Source organism: Amycolatopsis sp. VS8301801F10, from assembly GCF_046195355.1.
Taxonomy (GTDB): domain Bacteria; phylum Actinomycetota; class Actinomycetes; order Mycobacteriales; family Pseudonocardiaceae; genus Amycolatopsis.
Genome location: NZ_CP176065.1, coordinates 5,442,429 through 5,461,445 on the forward strand (window position 1 = coordinate 5,442,429; position 19,017 = coordinate 5,461,445).

Below are 19,017 nucleotides of genomic sequence, written 5' to 3' on the forward strand. Positions count from 1 at the left end.
TCGTCCTCGTCGGGCGCGGCGGCGGTTCTCGTTTCCTCGCTCACGCCGCCTCCTGTTCGGTCAGCTGCGAAAGCACGATTTCCCGGTACGTTTCGTTGGTGTCCATCAGCTCGTGGTGGGTTCCGGTGCCGACGACGCGGCCGTCGTCGAGCACGATGATCCGGTCCGCGCCGCGGATCGTGCTGACCCGCTGCGCGACGATGACGACGGTCGCGTCGCGGATCTCCTCGGCGAGCGCGCGGCGCAGCGCGGCGTCGGTGGCGTAGTCGAGCGCGCTGAACGAATCGTCGAACAGGTAGATCTGCGGCCGGTGCACCAGCATCCGCGCGATCGCGAGCCGCTGCCGCTGCCCGCCCGAGACGTTCGTGCCGCCCTGGGCGATGGGGGAGTCGAGCCCCTGTTCCATCCGTTCCACGAAGTCCTTGCCCTGCGCGACTTCCAGCGCGTGCCACAGTTCTTCGTCCGTGGCGTCCGGATTGCCGTAGCGGAGGTTGCTCGCGACTGTCCCGGCGAACAGGTACGGCTTCTGCGGCACCATGCTGACCGCCGACGAGAGCACCGCCGGGTCGAGCCGGCGCACGTCCACGCCGTTGATCCGGACCGTGCCCTCGGTGGCGTCCATCAGCCGCGGGATCAGGTTGAGCAGCGTCGTCTTCCCGCTGCCCGTGCTGCCGATGATCGCGGTGGTCTCCCCGGGCCGGGCGACCAGCGAAACGTCCTGCAGCACCGGCTTTTCCGCGCCGGGGTACCGGAAGCCGACGCCGGTCAGGTCGAGGCGCCCGTGCTCCGCCCCGGCGGGCAGCGGCTCGTCCGGCGGCCGCACGCTCGGCTCGGTGTCCAGCACCTCGGCGACCCGCTCGGCGCTGACCTCCGCGCGCGGCACCATCATGAACATGAAGGTGGCCATCATGACCGCCATCAGGATCTGCATCAGGTACGACAGGAACGCGGTCAGCGCGCCGATCTGCATGGCCTCGCTGTCGACCCGCTGCCCGCCGAACCACAGCACGGCGACGCTCGACAGGTTCACCACCAGCATCACGGTGGGGAACATCAGCGCGATCAGCCTGCCGACCCGCAGCGACACGGCGTACAGGTCGTCGTTGGCGCGGCCGAAGCGCTCGCGCTCGTGCCGGTCGCGCACGAACGCGCGGATCACCCGGATGCCCATGATCTGCTCGCGCATGACCTGGTTGATCCGGTCGAGGCGCTCCTGCATGAGCCGGAAGGCCGAGCGCATCCGCAGCACGATCAGGCCGATCGCGATGCCCAGCACCGGCACGATGACGACGAGCAGCGCCGACAGCGGGACGTCCTGCTGCAGCGCGAGCAGGATGCCGCCGGCGCACATGATCGGCGCGGACACCATCAGCGTGAAGGTGAGCGCGGCGAGCAGCTGGATCTGCTGGACGTCGTTGGTGGTGCGGGTGATCAGCGACGGAGTGCCGAATTTGCCGATCTCGCGGGCGGAGAAATCCTGCACGCGGTGGAAGACCCCGGCGCGGAGGTCGCGGCCGACGGCCGAGGCGATGCGGGAACCGTAGTAGACGGCCCCGATCGACCCGGCGATCTGCACCAGCGTGACCAGCAGCATCACGCCGCCGATCTTCACGATGTAGCCGGTGTCGCCCTTGACGAGGCCGCCGTCGATGATGTCGGCGTTGAGCGTGGGCAGGTACAGCGCGGCGATCGTCTGCACCAGCTGCAGCGCGACGACGAGCCACAGCGCGGCCCGGTACGGGCGCAGATGACTGCGCAACAGTTTGACCAGCACGGTGTCCGGTACTCCCCCCAAGAAAAGAAATGGCGTCGGTTCGGGTCTAGCGGGCCGCGCGGGGCGCGGCCAGTGCCGGCATCCCGGCGGCGGCCTCCCGCAGGAGGCCGGTGAAGGCCGTTACGAACTCTTCGTCGGAGTCCGCGTTGAGCCAGGTTTCGAAAGCGAGGCGCGAAGCGCTCTGCACAATGCTCGCCATCAGCCGCGCGTGCAACGGATTTGCGTGCTCGCCCGCTCGTTCGGCGATGGCGTCGGCCAGCACGCGCTCGACAGTGGCGAACGCGCGCAGCATCTCGGCGAACAGGCCGCCGTTCTCCATCATCGCGCGCACCCGCCGCACCTCCTCGCGCTTCGGGCGGCTGTCCTCGGCGAACAAGGTGACCGAGGCGTTGACGACCGCGTCCCACAACGGTTCGTCGGCGGGCCTCGCCAGGAGCGCTTCGCGCACGCGCTCCTGCCGTTCGACGAGGAACGCGCAGACAGCTTCCTCCTTGCTGGAAAAGTAGTTGTTGAAGGTGCGCGGGGACACGCCCACCTGGTTCGCGATGTCCTCCACCCGCAGCTGGTCGAGGCCCCGCTCCAGTGCGATACGCAGCGCGGCTTCGGCGAGCGCCCGCCGCGCGGCTCGCTTCTTGCGCTCGCGCAGGCCCAGGGGTGCGGTGGAGGTCACCCGAGCGAGGGTAGCAGCGAAAGTTGCGTGATGCGAAAAATTATGCGGACCGCGAAAAGTTTCGTTCTCGTAAGTCCAGTCTATGCCAGGATGAACACATGTTCGAGGGACTACGCACGATCGTGTACCCGGTCGGCGACCTGGCGGCAGCCAAGGAGTGGTGGACCCGGGTGCTCGGCGTGCCGCCGTACTTCGATGAGCCGTTCTACGTCGGGTACAGCGTGCACGGCTACGAACTCGCGCTCGATCCGAACGGCCGCGCGGAGAACGGCGACGGACCGGTGACGTACTGGGGAGTGCCCGACGTGGAAGCCGCTTTGGCGAAGCTGGTCGGGGAGGGCGCGGCAGAACACGCGCCGGTGACCGATTTCGGCGGCGGAATCCGGACCGCGCTGGTGCGCGCGCCGGACGGAAACCTGGTCGGCGTGATCGAAAACCCGCACTTCCCGGGGACCCCGGCTTGAGAAGAGCGCTCGCCGCGGCCGTCGGGCTGGTGCTGCTCGGCGCCGCACTGGTCGCGGCTCAGCCGTCGGCGCCGACGCCGCGGACGTACCTCCTCGGCGCGCTGAATCTCCTCTGGGCGCATTCGATCGACCGGGACCGGGTGGACTGGCCGAGCGCGGAGGACGAGGCGTTGCGTGCCGCAGAGGGGGCTTCGACCTTCTCCGAGACCTATCCAGCGATCCAGACAGTGATCGCCGAACTGGGCAATGCGCACACCAAACTGCTCAGCCCGGCGCAAGCGCGGCCCCCAGCGGCGGAGACGATAGAGGTGCCGTCGAGCCGCGCCGAGAACGGCGTCGCAGTGCTGACCATTCCCGGCCTCATCGCCGACGCGACGGGCGAGCGTCGTTACGTCAAGGCGGGCGTGGCGGCGCTGCGGGCGGTCGAAGCGCGGGCCTCGTGCGGATGGATCGTCGACCTCCGCGACGACAATGGCGGCGACATGTGGCCAATGCTGACGGTGCTGGCCCCGTTGCTGGGGGACGGGATCGCGGGTTCGCTCGCCGAGCCGGGGCGCGCTCCGCGGGTGTGGTCGGTCCGCGACGGCCGGGCCTGGTCAGGCGAGAGTCCCGGTACCGACGAAGCCAATCCGGTCCGGCTGAGCCGCCCGGTGCCGCCGGTGGCGGTGCTGACCTCGCGCGGCACCGCCAGTTCGGGCGAAGCCGCGCTGATCGCCTTCCGCGGGCTCGGCCGGGTCGCGACGTTCGGCGGGCCGACCGCGGGATTCGCCACCGGCAACGTCGCGTTTGATCTGGCCGACGGCGCGAAACTGCTGGTCACGAGTGCGGTCGACGTCGACCGCACCGGCCGCGCCTACGGGGCCCGGCCGATCGCGCCCGACTTCCCGGCGCCGGATCCGGAGGCCGCCGCCGGGCAATGGCTGCGCGCGCGAAGTGGCTGCGCGTAAGGCTCCTACGTGCGCGGACTGTCGGATTCGGACGATCGCGGTTACCGTGGTCACCGAGCGTGAATACGTACTGGGGAACTGGCGGAGGTGCGCGGCATGCGGTCGATGTGGAAGGGCTCGGTGTCCTTCGGGCTGGTCAGCATCCCGATCCAGCTGTACGCGGCGACCGAGAACAAGAACGTGTCGCTGCGCCAGGTGCACGCCGCCGACGGCGGGCGGATCCAGTACAAGCGGTTCTGCTCGATCGACGGCGAAGAAGTGCCCTACTCCGACATCGCCAAGGGATACGAGCTGCCCGACGGCGAGATGGTCGTGATCACCGACGCCGACCTCGCCGAGCTGCCGCTGCCCACCCAGCATTCGATCGACGTGCTCGAATTCGTGCCGCTGGAGTCGATCGACCCGATCCGGTTCGACCGCACCTACTACCTGGAGCCGCAGAAGAACGCGGTGAAGCCGTACGTGGTGCTGCGCGACGCGCTGCAGAAGGCGAGCCACGTGGCGATCGCGAAGGTCGCGGTGCGCCAGCGGGAGAGCCTGGCGCTGCTGCGCGTCGTGGACGACGTGCTCGTGATGACCACGATGCTGTGGGCCGACGAGGTCCGGGTCCCGGATTTCCCGTTCCTGCACGAGGATCCGCCGCAGGTCCGCGCGCAGGAGGTGACGATGGCCGGATCGCTGATCGACTCGCTGTCCGAGCCGGTGTTCGAACCGGAGAAATACTCGGACTCCTACCGGGAAGCGCTCGAGGCGATGATCGAGGCCAAGGCGGGCGGCGGCCAGACCGTCGGCGCGCCGAAACAGGGGGAGAAGGCCGAGGTCGTCGACCTGATGGCGGCGCTGGAGGCGAGCGTGTCGGCGGCGAAGAAGACCCGCGGGTCTGCCAAGGAGCCGAAAAAAGCCGCCGGAGAAGGCAAAACGGCGGCGAAGAAACCGGCCGCGAGGGCGCGGCGGCCGAAAAGCGCCTGAGCGGGGCTTTCGCCGGCGCCGGGCGCCGGCGCGGGATGTTCCGCGGCACGGAACAGTGAAATTTCACCGCCGCCGTCCGGAAAATGCCGATCGTCACGCCGGGTGAGCGAATGCGGCGCACTTCACCGGACCGTGGGGCCGACACGCCGCCGGGTATTCTGCGGGGGCGAGATTTCCAGTGGTACCAAGGAGGAGTCCGGCCCCGGAAGCATCCGGGGCCGGGGACTCGAATACCTGAGCGGAAGGCGGCTGAGCATGGAGTGCGCGTTCTGCACGAGCGGCATCGACCACTGTCACGGCACCCTGGTGGTCCACCCGGACCGCGGGTTCGCCGAGTGCACCGACCCGTCGTGTGCCGACCTCGACCGGGTCCGGCACGGCCTGATCATCGACTGTCACACCCTCGACGCCGCGTGCGCCTGCACCGGAGCGGAGAAAACCCTGCTGCGGCAGGCTTCCTGACCTTCGGCGGCGGCCGGCGCCGCCACCTCGCGCGGCCGGGGCGGCTTTACCCGATCGGGTAGGCAGCCGTGTACAAGCTGCTTGGCGATGTGCTAACACTACCGGGGGTCCTTCGGCTCTCCCTCCCCCTCGGAGCCGGAGGACCCCTTCTGTGCGCGCGGGCGGCGCGTCCGATCAGTAGCGGTAGTGGTCCAGTTTGTACGGCCCGTCCACGTCCACGCCGAGGTACTCCGCCTGTTCCTTGCTGAGCTTGGTGAGCCGGACGCCGAGCGCGTCCAGGTGCAGCCGCGCGACCTTCTCGTCCAGGTGCTTCGGCAGCCGGTACACGTCGTTGGCGTACTCGCCCGGCTTGCCGAACAGTTCGATCTGCGCGAGCACCTGGTTCGAGAACGACGCGGACATCACGAACGACGGGTGCCCGGTCGCGTTGCCGAGGTTCATCAGCCTGCCCTCGGACAGCACGATGATCGCGTGCCCGTCCGGGAACCGCCACGTGTGCACCTGCGGTTTGACCTCGGTCTTGACGATGCCCGGGACCTTCGCCAGCCCGGCCATGTCGATCTCGTTGTCGAAGTGGCCGACGTTCGCGACGATCGCCTGGTGCTTCATCCGCCCCATCTGCTCGGCGGAAATGATGCCGAAGTTGCCGGTGGTGGTGAGGAAAATGTCGGCGCGCTCCACGACGTCGTCGAGTTCCACCACGTCGAGCCCGTCCATCGCGGCCTGCAGCGCGCAGATCGGGTCGATCTCGGTCACCACGACCCGCGCGCCCTGCCCGCGCAGCGCCTCGACCGCGCCCTTGCCCACGTCGCCGTATCCGCACACGACGGCGTACTTGCCGCCGATCATCACGTCGGTGCCGCGGTTGAGGCCGTCCGGGAGCGAATGGCGGATCCCGTACTTGTTGTCGAATTTCGACTTGGTGACCGAGTCGTTGACGTTCATCGCCGGGAACAGCAGTTCGCCGGCGGCCGCGAGCTGGTAGAGCCGGTTCACGCCGGCCGTGGTCTCCTCGGTGACCCCGCGGATCGCGGCGGCGATCCGGGTGAACCGCCGCGGGTCCTCGGCCAGGCTGGCCTCCAGGGTGCGCAGCAGGATCCGGTAGTCCTCCGGGTCGTCCTCGTGCGCGGCGGGCGCCGCGCCGGCCTTCTCGAACTCGGCTCCCTTGTGGACGAGCAGGGTCGCGTCGCCGCCGTCGTCGAGGATCATGTTCGGCGGTTCGCCGCCGGGGAACCGGAACAGCTGGTCGGTGCACCACCAGTATTCGTCGAGGGTTTCGCCTTTCCACGCGAATACCGCGGTGCCCTCGGGGTGCTCCGGCGTTCCGCGCGGGCCGACGACGACCGCCGCGGCCGCCTCGTCCTGGGTGGAGAAGATGTTGCAGGACACCCAGCGCACCTGCGCGCCGAGCGCGACGAGCGTTTCGATCAGCACCGCGGTCTGCACGGTCATGTGCAGCGAGCCCGCGATGCGCGCGCCCTTGAGCGGCTGGGAATCCGCGAACTCGCGGCGCAGCGCCATCAGCCCGGGCATTTCGTGCTCGGCGAGGTCGAGCTGGATGCGTCCGGCCGCGGCGAGCGACAGGTCGGCGACCGCGAACTCCAGGGTGTCGACGGTACGCAGGGTGGGCGACATTTTCCGGTCCTTTCCGGGTTTTTCGGGGTTTTTCGGGCAGAACTGCGCACAGGTGCCGCGGAAGAGCACCTGAAAGGGGAGGCGCGCGCGGTGCGGAACCGGCCACAATGCCGGGCATGGCAGAGCGCGCGTTGAGTTTCGGAGCAGTGGCGCGGGCGTACGAGCGGTACCGTCCCGGATATCCCGCGGAACTAGCCGAGCGGGTGCTGGACTACGCGGGCGCGCCGGTGCGGACGGCACTCGAAATCGGTGCCGGGACAGGGAAAGCGACCCGGTTGTTCGCGGGGCGGGGGATCGCGGTCACCGCGACCGATCCGGATCCGGCGATGCTCGCCGAACTGCGCGAGCAGCTGCCCGCCGAGGTGGAGACCCGCGAGGGCGCGCTGGAGGACCTGCGGCCGGACCGGCAGTACGGGCTGGTGTACTCGGCCGCGGCGCTGCATTGGACGGACCCGGCCGGGCGGTGGCCGCGGATCGCCTCCCTGCTCGCGCCGGGCGGGGTGTTCGCGTCGTTCGGCGGACCCGCCCGGCTGGCGGATCCCGTTGTGCGGCAAGCGTTCGAGGAGGCCCAGGCGCCGGAGGTGGAGAGCGCGGAGGTCCGGTCGCCGGACGGCACGCCGCCGGAGAAGGAAATGCAGTGGCCGGGTGCCGAACTCGAGAAGTCCGGGCTGTTCGCCGACGTCCGGCAGTTCGTCGTCCCGCAGCGGCTGACGCTGAGCGCGGACGAGTTCGTCGGTCTGCTGTCCACGATCTCGGCGTACCTGATCCTGCCGATTCCGGTGCGAGAACAGGTTTTCCGGCGGATTCGGCAGGTTCTGCCCGAGACGGTCGAGCTGGACGCCGACCACACGGTCCATCTCGCGCGACGGCGCTGAGCCGGCCGGAATCGGCGGAATTGTCACTGACACGCGGCACCTCCTGAACCAGGAGGCGCCCTTCGCTCGAAGTCCCGCGGGCCGAGCGTGGCGGGGAAACCCCGTCGCAGCGCCTCTCGGCCCGGAGCCGCGCCCCGGCGGGCGCGTCGGCTCCACCTTGGCAAGGCCGGCCGGGACCTGTCAAGCGCGCGGGAATTCGGCGCGGACGCCGAGCAGCCGCACCGGTTTGCCGAAATCGAAGCGGGCCAACAGGTCTTGCGCCGCCGCGGCGAGCACCGCCGGATCCGAGGACGGTGCGGGCAGCGTCACGCTGTGCGTGTGGGTGAGGAACGGCGCGAACCGCACCTTGACCGCGACGCGCGCGGCGGGCCGTCCCTCGTCGGCGACGTCCCGCGCGACGCGTTCGGCGAGGGCCGCGGTCTCCTTGGCGATGGCGCCGGGATCGGTGAGGTCTTGCTGGAATGTTGTTTCCCTGCTTCGGGAACGCGGGACGTACGGGGTCGCGCTCACCTCGGCGTCGCCGATGCCGCCGGCCAGCAGCCGGTACCACGGGCCCAGCTTCGGCCCGAACCTCGCGGCGAGCGCGTCGGGGTCGGCAGCAGCGAGGTCGAGAATGGTGGAGTACCCGGCTTCGGCGAGTTTTTTCGCGGTTTTCCTCCCGATTCCCCACAACGCGTCGGTGGGCCGCTCGGCCATGACGTCCCACCAGTTGTCCTGGGTGAGCCGGTAAATTCCGGCCGGTTTCGCGAAACCGGTGGCGAGTTTGGCGCGGAGTTTGTTGTCGCCGATTCCGACCGACGACGAAAGCCCGGTTTCCTCCTCGATGCCGCGCCGGATTTCCGCGGCGAGGGCCTCGGGGTCGGCGGCGGTCGCGCCCAGGAAGGCCTCGTCCCAGCCGAGCACCTCGACGACCACCGGGAATTCGCGCAGCCGGGCCATCACGCGGTCGGAGACTTCCTGGTACGCCGGGGCGTCGACGGGCAGGAGGACGGCGTCCGGGCAGCGTTTGACGGCCAGCCGCAGCGGCATGCCGGAATCGACGCCGAACTCGCGCGCCTCGTAGGACGCGGTCGCCACGACGGCGCGTTCGGCCGGATCGCCGTTCCCGCCGACGATCACCGGCCGCCCGCGCAGCTCCGGCCGCCGCCCGACCTCGACGGCGGCGATGAACTGGTCGAGATCGACGTGCAGCACCCATCCGGACACGAGACCAGTGTGCGGGGTGCTGGGCGGGCGGCGCATCCGGAATCGGCGGGGATGCGGTGGGAGGGGTGGGTCGCCGGCGGTTGCGGCGGTGGGCGCGGTCGGGACTCGAGACCAGGTTGCGGTGCGCGAGACGGCTGCCGCGTGGGAACCGGCGGGGCACGGGGCTCTGACAGGGTGCTGCGCGCCAGGCGGGCTGCCGGTGGTTGCGGTGGTGCGCGGGGTGGGGCAATCCGGAACCTGCGGGAATGCCGGTTCTAACCGGGGCTGCGCACCGGGCGGGTCCCCGGCGGTCGCGGTGGCGCATCCGGCACTCGCGGGAGTGCTGGTTCTAACCGGGACTGTGCACCGGGCGGGTCACCGGCGGTCGCGGTGGCGCATCCGGAACCTGCGGGGGTGCCGGTTCTAGCCGGGAGCGTCGCGGGCGAGGCGGGTCACCGGTGGTTGCGGCGGCGCGCGGGGTGGACGGGTTGCGCATCCGGCACCCGCAGGTGTGCCGGTCCTAACCGGATGTCCGGGCGAGGCGGGTCACCAGCGGTCCCGGCGGCGGGCGAGGTGCGCGGCCGTCCCGCCCGCCGCGGCGAGCACGGCGCAGATCGTCAGCGCCGGGCTCGCCCCGGCGATTCCGGCCGCGAGGAGGCCGCACGCGGCGACGTCCAGCAGGATCGCGAAGGCGGTGAGCAGCGCGGCCGAGCGGGCCGGCTTGCCGCGGCGCAGGGCGGCGGCCAGTTCCGGGTCGCTGGTTTCGAACCAGCGCTCGATCTTGTCCAGCTCGACGCGTTCGTGGTGACTGAGCATGGAGGTCTCCTTCGGCGGCCCGCCTGCCGTCGAAGGAGGAAGTACCCGCGCCGTCGCGTCGTGAACCGCGTCACTTTCGATTCACCCGACTGCCGGAATCCCGCGCGCGATTCCCCGATTCCGGTCACGGTGCGCTTCCGGTCGCACCGTCCACAAAGGTCACGGAGCGCAAGCGGGCTCCGGGCCGACGTACCCCTCCCGGGAAGACTCGTCGATGCCGACCTCGCACGGGATCGACGGGTCCACGCGGTTGCCTTCGACGCGGGCGCCGGTGGAGTGGATCGCCAGTCCGATCGCGTGGTCCGGGCCGGCCGCGAACGTGTTGCCGGTGATGGTGGCCTGCTGGACGTCCTCGAACATCAGCGCCTGCGAGGCCACGAGCGTTTCGCAGAAATTGTCCTTGATCAGGAAATCGGCGGTGTGGCCTTTTCCGTCGCCCTCGCCGTCGTTCGGGCCTTCCGCCATCAGGCACATGTTGTCGATTTTCTCGCAGCGGTTGTTTTCGATCCGGACGTGCATGCTGGGCGGGCTGTCGCTGGAGAAAGTCTGCATGCAGTCGGCGTGCGCGCCGCCGCGGTTCGAGGTCTGGCTGATCGTGTTGTGCTCGATGGCGAGGTAATCGCCGAAGAAGCGGATGCCGTCGCCGTCCCCGCCTCGCGGCGCGGTGATTCTGGTGTTCTTCAGGGTCACGTGATTGCCGCGGATTTCCACGCCGGGCGCGGAAGGTCTGTCGAGTGAGAATCCGTCGACGACGACCCAGTCGGCGTCGACGTCGATGCCGGAAACGGATCTCCCGGCGCCGGAGTACACGCGCGGATGATCCGGAGTGCCGCCGGCGGTGATGCGCAGCCGGGAACCGGCGTGCGCGGACGGGGCGAGGGCGACGGCGAGGACCGCGGCGGCGGCCAGGACGAAAAGGCGCATCGGTTCCTTCTTTCTCTCGGCGGGGGACGCGGCGAAGATAGGGCCGGACGGCGGGAGGGGTCCCCGGGGCCGCCTTCTGCGAACGGAGGCGATGCAGTATCGTTACTGCGAGTTACCTCACAGGGTCAGGGCACGCCGAGGGGAGCGTCGGTGCACGCGGACCAGCTGATCGCGGACCGGTACCGGCTGCTGGAGCGCGTCGGCAGCGGAGGCATGGGCGTCGTCTGGCGGGCGCGCGACGAACGGCTCGGCCGCGAGGTCGCGCTCAAGCAGGCCCGGCTTTCCGACGTGGTGAGCGGGCGGACGCTGCGCCGCGAAGCCCGGCTGGCGGCCGGGGTGCTGCACCCGAACGTGGTCACCTTCTTCGACGTCGCCGCCGACGGGGACGAGCTGTGGCTGGTGATGGAGTACGTCCCCTCGCGCAGCCTCGCCGAAATCCTCGCCGCGGAAGGAAGACTGCCCGCGCGCAGGGTCGCCGAGATCGGGGTGCAGATCGCCGCGGCCCTCGGCGCGGTGCACGAGCACGGCATCGTGCACCGCGACGTGAAACCGGGCAATGTCCTGATCGCCGGGAACGGCCGCGCGAAGCTCACCGATTTCGGCATTTCCCGCTCGGTCCGCACGGACGAGACGGTGACCGATTCGCCGCTCATCGGCGGCACGCCGGACTATCTCGCCCCGGAGGTCGCGCAAGGGCATCCGCCCACCGCCGCGTCGGATGTTTTTTCCCTGGGGGCAACGCTTTTCGCGGCCGTCGAGGGCGCGCCGCCGTTCGCGGGCGGCAACGAGTACGCCACGATCCGCCGGGTCGCGGAGGGCACCGTCCCCCGTGCGCGGCACGCGGACGGTCTCGCTCCGACGCTGGAACTGCTGATGCGCCGCGAACCCGCCGAACGGCCGACCGCGGTGTCGGCGGGGGAACTGCTGGCCGAGGGGATCGACACGCTGCCGGTCGACGTGCCGAAGCGGCGGCGCACCCGGCGCGGGCTGCTGCTCGCCGGGGCGGCGGTCGCGGCGGTCGCGATCGTGGTGGCCGCGTATTTCGTGGCGCGCCCGGGCAAAACCGGCGAGACCCCGGTCGCTCCGGTCGCGCAGGCGAAGCTCGGGCTCGGCCCGGACCCCAGGGCGGCGGACCCGTGCCGCTTGGTCGACCCGGCGCCGCTGAAACCGTTCGGCGACCCGGAAGTGGTTCCGGACTACGGGAATTTCAACCGCTGCGACGTGCTCCTGCACCGCGGCGACCGCCGGGCGGACGTCCTGGTGGAGCTGAACGATCCGCCCGCTGCGCCGGTCGAGGGCACACAAGGGAAATCCGGGCCGTTCCCGGTGTTCGGCACCTCGGACAAGGAGCAGTGCGAGCGGACGATCCTGCTGCAGGACCGGTTCATGGTGAAGGTGACGGCCAAGCAGGTCGACGGTTACGACCTCGACCTGTGCCGGGCCGCCGACACGGCGGTCGCGTCGGCGACGAAAGCGATGGCGGCGGCCGGGGTTCCGCCGCGCGCGCAGCCGTTTCCGCCGGGTTCGCTGGCGTACGTGGACGCGTGTTCGCTGCTGGACTCGCTCTCGGTCTCGTCGGTGGCCGGGGTCGCCGCGCCGGTCCAGATCAAGCGCGGGTTCAGCGGCTGGTGGTGCGACTGGAAGAGCCCGGCCAGCGACCGGTCGGTGACCGTGATGTTCGACCGGGACCAGCCGCCGGGCAGCGACACCGGCCAGCTCGTGCAGGTCGGCGGGCACGACGCGTATCTCAAGACCGAGGAATTCGCCGAGAACACCTGCCAGGCGGTCCTGGTCTACCGGTCCTACACCGACGCGCACGGAGATCCGAGGGTGGAGCGGCTGCGGGTCGTGGTGCACGGGAAACCGCCCTCGGACCGGCTCTGCGCGCCAGTGTCCACTTTGGCCGGTTCGCTGGCCGGGAAGCTGCCGAAGACATGACCGCGATCGCCGGCGGCCCGCCGGAAGAGCTGGGCCCGGACCACGGCAGCCTCGCGCACGGCGTCCCGCCGTCCCCGCCGGGCACGGTCTTCGCGCTCGCCGTGACCGGCGGCGTGCGGATGCCGCCGCGCGACGGCAGGCAGGTGCTGTTCGGGCGCAACCGCGACGACGTGCACGTGTGCGTCGGCGAGGACGACCGGAAGGTCAGCCGGCAGCAGGGATTCCTGGTGCGCCGCCGGGATTCCTGGTGGATCCGCAACACCGGGAAACTGCCGATCCGGCTGCCCGGTGCCCGGCTGCTGTTCCCGGACGAGGAGCCGGTGCCGCTGGCCGAGGGCTACACCGCGGCGTTCGTGCGCGGTTCGGCCGGGCGCGAGCACCTGCTGGAGGTGTACGTCGCGGGCGCGGACGGCCGCCGCCCGGATTCCCGGCCGCAGGACGTGACCGAACCGCCGCGGACGTGGCGGCTGACGCCGGACGAACGGCTCGTGCTCGTCTCGCTCGCGCAGCGGTACCTGCTGCAGGACCAGTATCCGCAGCCGCTCGCGTGGCGGCAGGTGGCGGAGCAGCTGTCCGAGCTGAAACCGGATGCGCGGTGGAGCAGCAAGCGCGTGGAACACCTCGTCGGCGCCGTGCGGGCCCGGCTGGCCCGCGCCGGGGTGGCCGGGCTGACCCGCGAAGAGGTCGGCGAACCGGTCGGGAACGCGCTCAACGACAACCTGATCAAGGAACTCCTGCTGTCGACGTCCCTGGTCCCGCCGGACCTGGCGCTGCTCGAACCCGAGGACGAACCGGGAGGGGTCCCGGCGCCGCCTGCTTGACTCGCGGTGCGCGGGCGGATCCGCCCCCCGCGCCCCCGGCAGGGGTGTCCCGGCCGGGGTTCCGGCAGCCGCTCCGCGGGGGGTGTCCGTGGCAGGGGAGGAGATGCGGACGCTGCCCGCGGGACACCCGAGCCTCGCGCTCGGGCTCGCGTCGCCGCCGGGCACGCTGGCGGTGCTGGGGCGCGCGGGGGGAGTCCTGGTGCCGCCGGCGGCGCCGGGGCCGGTCACGTTCGGGCGGAACACCGCCGAGGTGACGGTGCCGCTCGGCGAGGACGACCGCCGGGTCAGCCGCCGCCACGGCGTGCTGGAGCGGCACGCGGGCCGCTGGTGGGTGCGCGCCACCGGCAAGGTGCCGCTGCGGCTGCCGCGGTCCCGGCTGCTGTTCGCCGGAACCGCGCCGGCCCCGCTGCCGCCCGGCTATCTCCCGGTGTACGCGCGCGGTTCGGGGGACCGCGAGCACGTGCTGGAGATCCGGATCGCCGACGGGACGCCGCCGCCGGTCCCGGCCGGACGGCTGCGGCCGGACGAACGGCTCGTGCTCGCGATGGTGGCGCGGGGGTTCCTGCGGCGGGAGGAGAGGCCGCGCACGGTGCCGGTTCCGCTGGCTGCCCGGCGGTTGTCCGCGCTGGATCCCGGCGGCGGGTGGACCGCGGAAGTCGTGGCTTCGGTGCTGGACTCGGTGCGGTTCCGGTTCCGGCCGGGGTCCCCGGACGACGATCTGGTGGCGGCGCTCGTCTCGGCGGCGGTGCTGGCGCCGCCGGATCTGGCGTTGCTGTCGCCCGCGTTGCCGCCGGTCGGGGCGGCGGCGACCTGGGGGAGTTAGGCGGTCGCCGGCCCTGGCCGAGGAGCCGTTGGTCTTCCGACGCGTTCGCGTCGGCGGGACCGAACAATTCCGGGCGGCCGGCCATGCCCGCGCGCCCGCGTGACCTTGGCCGCAGTCCGGGAACGCCGTTTTGTCGGTGGTTCTGGGTAGGGTCGGAATGGCCCGAGGGGGAAAGGAGTTGCCCGATGACGACAGTGCCACAGGTGCGCACGCGCGTGCGGATCCCGCTGCGGTTCGGCGACAGTCCCGCGGTCGACGCCGAGGCGGTCACGTTCGCCGGGCTGTCCGACGGGCTCGAACATCTCGCCTTCGTGCTGGGGAAACCCGGTCCGGCGCCGTTGGTGCGGCTGCATTCGGAATGCCTCACCGGCGACGTGTTCGGCTCGGCGCGCTGCGATTGCGGCCCGCAGCTGGCCGAGGCGGTCGCGCGGATTTCCGAGGCCGGCGGGTATCTGCTCTACCTGCGCCAAGAGGGCCGCGGAATCGGGCTGTACAACAAGCTGGACGCGTACGCGCTGCAGGATTCCGGCCTGGACACCTACGCGGCGAATTCCGCGCTCGGCCTGCCCGAGGACGCCCGCGACTACGCCGCGGCCGCGCAAATGCTCGAGGTGCTCGGCGTCCGGCAGCTGGATCTGCTGACGAACAACCCGGACAAGGCGGCCCAGCTGGCGCGGCACGGCGTCGACGTGCGCGAACAGGTCCGCACCGGGGTTTTCGCGACCGAGAACAACGTCCGGTACCTGCGCGCGAAAGCCGAGCAGACCGGGCACACGCTGGCGTTGCCGTTCGAGGACTGGCCGGCCAGTTCGGCGGTGTGAGGCGGGGAACCGGGCGCGGCTTGGGGTGGCCGGGCTGCCGGTGCGGGGTGTGGAGGGCTAGGCAGCGGGCTGGTTTGGGGAGGGCGATGGTGGGGAACCGGGCGAGGCTGGGGTGGCCGGGCCGCCAGTGCGGGGTGCGGAGGCCTAGGCAGCGGGCTGGTTTGGGGAGGGCGATGGCGGCGGTGCGTTTCCGGTTGGGGCGGCTGGTCGGTTAATTGGGCGCCGCAGGGGCGGAGAGCCGGGTGAGGCTGTCGTCGCCGGGTCGCTCGTCGAGGGTGCGGAGGGCCTGGTAGCGGCGACGCGCCCACGCTCGCCGAAGTCCTGGTGGCGGGGATGACCTTCGAGGAGCCTGCCGTCCGCCGAGGGCGCGTCGTTGGTGCGGGCTGGCGTGGGGAGGGCGACGGTGGCGGTGTGTTTCCGGCTGGTCGGCTGGTCGGCTAGTTCGGCGGTGTGAGGGTGGAGAACCGTGCGAGGCTGCTGCCGTCGGGCTGCCAGTCGAGGGTTGGGTTGGGGAGGGTGCCGGGGGGCGGTGCGTTGTCGTTCGAGGACTGGGCGGCTAGTTCGGCGGTGTGAGAGCGGGGAAGCGGGCGAGGCGGGTGTCGTCGGGCTGGCAGTCGAGGGTTGGATTGGGGAGGGTGCCGGGGGCGGTGCGTTGCCGTTCGAAGACTGGTCGGCTAGTTCGGCGGCGTGAGGGCGGAGAACCGAACGAGGGCGGCGTCGCCCGGCTGCCAGTCCAGTGTGCGGAGGGCTAGGTAGCGGACTGGTTTGGGGAGGGCGATGGCGGTGGTGCGCTTCCGGTCGGGGCGGCCGACTTCGGCGTAGGCGACGCCGTCGGTGCTGGTCTCGACGGCTGTGGCGGGCACCCGTCCCGCCGTCCACGCGAGTTCGGCGGTCGCGATCTGCCGCGGTGCGCCGAGGTCGATCACCATCCGGCCGCTGGGGCCGGGCTGCCACGCTGTCGCCGGGTTGTCGTCGACGGCGGCGTCCGGGCTGGTCATCCCGGGCGGCAGGGGTTCGGCTGGGAAGGTCACGGCTCCGAGCGCGCGGTCGTTCAGCGGATACGGCCGGATTTCGGCGAAGACCACGGGCACGGTGCGGCGCGGAGGCAGCGTGACGGTGCGCGGACGGCCGCCGGTCGGGGTCACGGTCAGCACTGCCGGGAGGATTCCGGGCGGTGCGGTCAGGTCGACCCGGCTGGCGTCGTGCACTACGGCGGTCAGACCGGGCGGCACCGCGCTTCCGGACCTGCCGCGCACGGTGAAGCGGGGCGGTTCGATCCGGCCTTCGGCGGCGGCCAGTGCGTAGCTGAACGAGCTGCCGGACGCGGTGACCTCCTGCGTGCCGCGGTACAGCAGCAGGGCGGTGCGATCCTGGGGCAGCGAAGCGGTTCCGGTCGCCGCGCGGTCGGAAAGATTTGCCAGCACTAGGAAATCGTCTGTGCCGCTCACGTGGATCCCGGCAGCGGCGGCGCGAGCACGCCCAGCCAGTTCCGGGAGATCCACGCGGCCGGGGTACAGCTCGGCCAGCAGCGGCGCGGGCGGTCCGGCGGAGAGAGTGACGTGGTCGTTCGCGACGGTGAGCGGATTCGGGCTGGTGACCACGATTCCGGCTCGGCCGTCGACGTCCAGCCAGCCGCCGGTGCTGCGCAGCGCGGGCGCCGGGTAGGTCGCGACGGACGTCCAGGTGCCGCCGTCCGGGGAGGTTTCGATCCGGTACTTCCGCCCGGCGGCGGCTTCCCAGCTCAGGCGGACCCGGTCGAACTTCCGGGAGGTGCCGAGGTCGACGGCCAGCCAGCTGTCCGCGCGCGTTCGGTCCGATGTGGACACTGCCCAGCGCGTGGCGGGATTGCCGTCCGTGGCGTACTTCGCCTCCTTGCCCGGCGTGGCCGACGACGCGGACGCGGATCCCGCCAGGGCGAGGTCGGGGCCGTCGCCGTCGTGGACTTCGAAGGACCAGAGCGAGTAGCCGTACTGCGGATCCGGCTGTACGCCAAGCATTCGCACATACCGCGCGGTCACCGGAGAAAAGCGCAAGTCGTCAGTGCGGGCGCCGGCCGGGCCGGATTGCGCCGGAAGCGTCACCGATCCTTCGGCGGCGGTGTAGGTGCGGTCGCCGTCGAGGCCGGGAACGCCTGGCATAGCCAGGTTGTAGACGTTGAGGACCCCTTCGTCCGGCGCGACGCCGCTGCTGGCGTAAACCGCGGCGCCAGTCGGAAGGGTGGCGAGCGCGGCGTATCCGGTGTCGAACCGCAGGACGCCGACGGTGCCCTCGAAGCCGTCGCGGACCTGGTGGTACGTCGTGGCGTGCCGTTCGCGCACGGCGAGGTTCGCGGCGGGCAGCAGCATCGGGTTGGCTCCGCCGAGGACGAACAGCCAGTCGTCGTGGTGGGGCTGCCAAGCGAATTTCACGAACCCGGGCTTGCTGACGGTCGCGGCCCACGCGGCGGGGGAGCGGTGCGCCAGCAGGCCCGGCCCGGTCCCGAAGTCGGCGGCGCGAGCGGCGTGGGCGTCGAATTCTTCCTTGCGCGCCGCGCTGACCGGGCCTCCGTGCTCGGCGCGCCATTCGTGCAGCAGATAGCTGATGGCCAGTTCGGCGCGGGCTTCCGGTTCGTACTTCGGTTCGCCGGAGAACTTCGTGATCCGGTCGACCGGCGGGTACGCCTGGTACGGCTCGAGCCGCGCGGCGAGCTCGGCCTCCGCGCAGGCGGCGTGGCGGTCGCCGAGCACTTGGGCGCGGAAGGCGAGCGGGAGGACGTCCCGGCCGTAGAGGTGCTCGCGGTCGGCGACCATCGGCATCAGCGGTTCGCCCGCGTCGCTGGTCATCAGGAGCATGGTGCGCCACAGCAGTTCGCCGTTCGGCTGCGCGGTGAGCACCTCGGGCAGCGGGACGCCGGCGGCGAGGAAATGCATCGCGTTGCGGCCGGACGTGCGCCAGAGTTCTTCCTGGTAGTGCGGCCCGAACGAACCGTGGTTCTCGACGAGGAACGTGTCGTAGAGGTTGGCCGCGGTGTTGCCGCTGATGGGTTTTCCGTCGACGAGCCGGGGATTCGCCAGGTCCGCCGCGGGCAGGCCGCCTTCGTTGCGGCTCCACGAACCGAAAGCCGCTCGCCATTCCGGGGCACGCGGGTCGTTCGCGGCCCAGGCGAGCGCGGGGGCGAGCGACTGCGCGTAGACGCCCATCTCCTCGAGCTTCGTGTCGCCGGCGTAGCCGCCGCGCAGGCCGTTCGGCGTCCAGTCGCCGGAAGCCGGGTCGTCGCCGGTGCCGAGGCTGGTGGTGTAGGCGGCCTGTTCGGTGGCGATGTGCTCGACGTTCCGTTGCGTCGCGGCGTCCAGCTCTGTCCACAAGAGACGCGCGGCGAGCTGGAAATAGGACTGGAAAGTGGTGTCGAAGACCAGTTTCCGGCCCCATTCGGCGCCGCCGGCGAGCCGGTTGGAGGCGGCGAAGTGCTTGATGGTGGCGAGAGTGTGCGCGCGGAGGGTTTCGCGGTCGACTCCGGCGACGGCGGCGTCGTAGCCGTCGCGGGTCAGCAGGACGGCGTTGCCGAGGACGACGGCGAAGGCGAAATCGCGGGCGGGATAGCTCCCGGCGGCCTTGTCGAACTGCTGCTCGGCCCAGCGGGTGTGCCGGAGGAGGACTCGCAGGTAGGTCGCGGCGACGGGGTCCGGAGCGGACCGGGACGCGGCGCGGGCTGTTCCGGAGGTCAGGACGAGCGCGGCCCCGGCGCCCGCGAGACCGAGCGCCTGCCGCCGGGTGAACCCGTCCATCCCGCGTCCTCCCGGATCGCTGACAACCTTGTCAGCGCGGATTCTCGGCGGCCGCCGCGCGACCGGGCAACCCTCCGGGCCGATCCCGTCCGGTTCCGGACAATGTCGTATAACGACCTATACGTTCTG

Annotated in this window: 16 protein-coding genes and 1 riboswitch; of the genes, 9 read left to right on the top strand and 7 right to left on the bottom strand. The window is 71.3% G+C overall.

Features of this window, described 5'->3' with window-relative positions; translation table 11 throughout:
• Positions 1–40: 40 nt before the first annotated feature.
• Positions 41–1,774 (bottom strand): ABC transporter ATP-binding protein, encoded by a 1,734-nt coding sequence (locus F9C11_RS25720; protein ID WP_409179914.1) that lies wholly within the window; start codon positions 1,772–1,774, stop codon positions 41–43.
• A gap of 46 nt (positions 1,775–1,820) precedes the next feature.
• Positions 1,821–2,444: a TetR/AcrR family transcriptional regulator gene (locus tag F9C11_RS25725; RefSeq protein ID WP_409179915.1), complete on the bottom strand. Its 624-nt coding sequence runs from the start codon at positions 2,442–2,444 to the stop codon at positions 1,821–1,823.
• A gap of 98 nt (positions 2,445–2,542) precedes the next feature.
• Here F9C11_RS25725 and F9C11_RS25730 point away from each other — a divergent pair, with 98 nt between their 5' ends.
• The 4 genes from F9C11_RS25730 to F9C11_RS25745 all read left to right on the top strand — a co-directional run bounded on the left by F9C11_RS25730 (position 2,543) and on the right by F9C11_RS25745 (position 5,286).
• Entirely contained in the window at positions 2,543–2,908 is a 366-nt protein-coding gene (locus F9C11_RS25730) for a VOC family protein (protein ID WP_409179916.1), read from the top strand.
• On the top strand, positions 2,905–3,855 hold the full coding sequence (locus F9C11_RS25735; RefSeq protein WP_409179917.1) for a S41 family peptidase: 951 nt from the start codon (positions 2,905–2,907) through the stop codon (positions 3,853–3,855). Before F9C11_RS25730 ends, F9C11_RS25735 begins: the two co-directional genes overlap by 4 nt.
• A gap of 96 nt (positions 3,856–3,951) precedes the next feature.
• Positions 3,952–4,824, top strand: a complete 873-nt coding sequence (locus F9C11_RS25740) for a Ku protein (RefSeq protein WP_409179918.1) — start codon at positions 3,952–3,954, stop codon at positions 4,822–4,824.
• Positions 4,825–5,079: 255 nt separating this feature from the next.
• Positions 5,080–5,286, top strand: a complete 207-nt coding sequence (locus F9C11_RS25745) for a hypothetical protein (protein ID WP_409179919.1) — start codon at positions 5,080–5,082, stop codon at positions 5,284–5,286.
• A 174-nt stretch (positions 5,287–5,460) separates the two neighbouring features.
• Here F9C11_RS25745 and ahcY read toward each other — a convergent pair whose 3' ends face one another.
• Positions 5,461–6,921: an adenosylhomocysteinase gene (gene ahcY, locus F9C11_RS25750; protein WP_409179920.1), complete on the bottom strand. Its 1,461-nt coding sequence runs from the start codon at positions 6,919–6,921 to the stop codon at positions 5,461–5,463.
• Between the two features lie 116 nt (positions 6,922–7,037).
• Here ahcY and F9C11_RS25755 point away from each other — a divergent pair, with 116 nt between their 5' ends.
• Entirely contained in the window at positions 7,038–7,796 is a 759-nt protein-coding gene (locus F9C11_RS25755) for a class I SAM-dependent methyltransferase (protein WP_409179921.1), read from the top strand.
• A gap of 46 nt (positions 7,797–7,842) precedes the next feature.
• A riboswitch (S-adenosyl-L-homocysteine riboswitch) is annotated at positions 7,843–7,920 on the bottom strand.
• A gap of 56 nt (positions 7,921–7,976) precedes the next feature.
• Here F9C11_RS25755 and F9C11_RS25760 read toward each other — a convergent pair.
• The 3 genes from F9C11_RS25760 to F9C11_RS25770 form a co-directional block, all read right to left on the bottom strand.
• Positions 7,977–9,038, bottom strand: a complete 1,062-nt coding sequence (locus F9C11_RS25760; protein ID WP_409179922.1) for a DNA polymerase IV — start codon at positions 9,036–9,038, stop codon at positions 7,977–7,979.
• A 489-nt stretch (positions 9,039–9,527) separates the two neighbouring features.
• Positions 9,528–9,797 carry a DUF3040 domain-containing protein gene (locus tag F9C11_RS25765; protein ID WP_409179923.1) on the bottom strand — a complete coding sequence of 90 codons (270 nt, stop codon included), beginning with the start codon at positions 9,795–9,797 and terminating at the stop codon, positions 9,528–9,530.
• A gap of 159 nt (positions 9,798–9,956) precedes the next feature.
• Positions 9,957–10,721 carry a right-handed parallel beta-helix repeat-containing protein gene (locus tag F9C11_RS25770; RefSeq protein WP_409179924.1) on the bottom strand — a complete coding sequence of 255 codons (765 nt, stop codon included), beginning with the start codon at positions 10,719–10,721 and terminating at the stop codon, positions 9,957–9,959.
• A gap of 150 nt (positions 10,722–10,871) precedes the next feature.
• Here F9C11_RS25770 and F9C11_RS25775 point away from each other — a divergent pair, with 150 nt between their 5' ends.
• From F9C11_RS25775 to ribA, 4 genes are all read left to right on the top strand, one after another.
• Positions 10,872–12,659: a serine/threonine-protein kinase gene (locus F9C11_RS25775; protein ID WP_409179925.1), complete on the top strand. Its 1,788-nt coding sequence runs from the start codon at positions 10,872–10,874 to the stop codon at positions 12,657–12,659.
• Complete coding sequence (locus F9C11_RS25780) at positions 12,656–13,480, top strand: FHA domain-containing protein (protein ID WP_409179926.1); 825 nt, start codon at positions 12,656–12,658, stop codon at positions 13,478–13,480. The genes F9C11_RS25775 and F9C11_RS25780 overlap by 4 nt, the downstream gene beginning before the upstream one ends.
• Before the next feature lie 88 nt (positions 13,481–13,568).
• Positions 13,569–14,303 (top strand): FHA domain-containing protein, encoded by a 735-nt coding sequence (locus F9C11_RS25785; RefSeq protein ID WP_409179927.1) that lies wholly within the window; start codon positions 13,569–13,571, stop codon positions 14,301–14,303.
• Between the two features lie 185 nt (positions 14,304–14,488).
• Entirely contained in the window at positions 14,489–15,124 is a 636-nt protein-coding gene (ribA, locus tag F9C11_RS25790; RefSeq protein WP_409179928.1) for a GTP cyclohydrolase II, read from the top strand.
• A 674-nt stretch (positions 15,125–15,798) separates the two neighbouring features.
• Here ribA and F9C11_RS25795 read toward each other — a convergent pair.
• A complete protein-coding gene (locus F9C11_RS25795; protein ID WP_409179929.1) occupies positions 15,799–18,888 on the bottom strand; it encodes a discoidin domain-containing protein in 3,090 nt (1,029 codons plus the stop codon).
• Between the last annotated feature and the right edge of the window lie 129 nt (positions 18,889–19,017).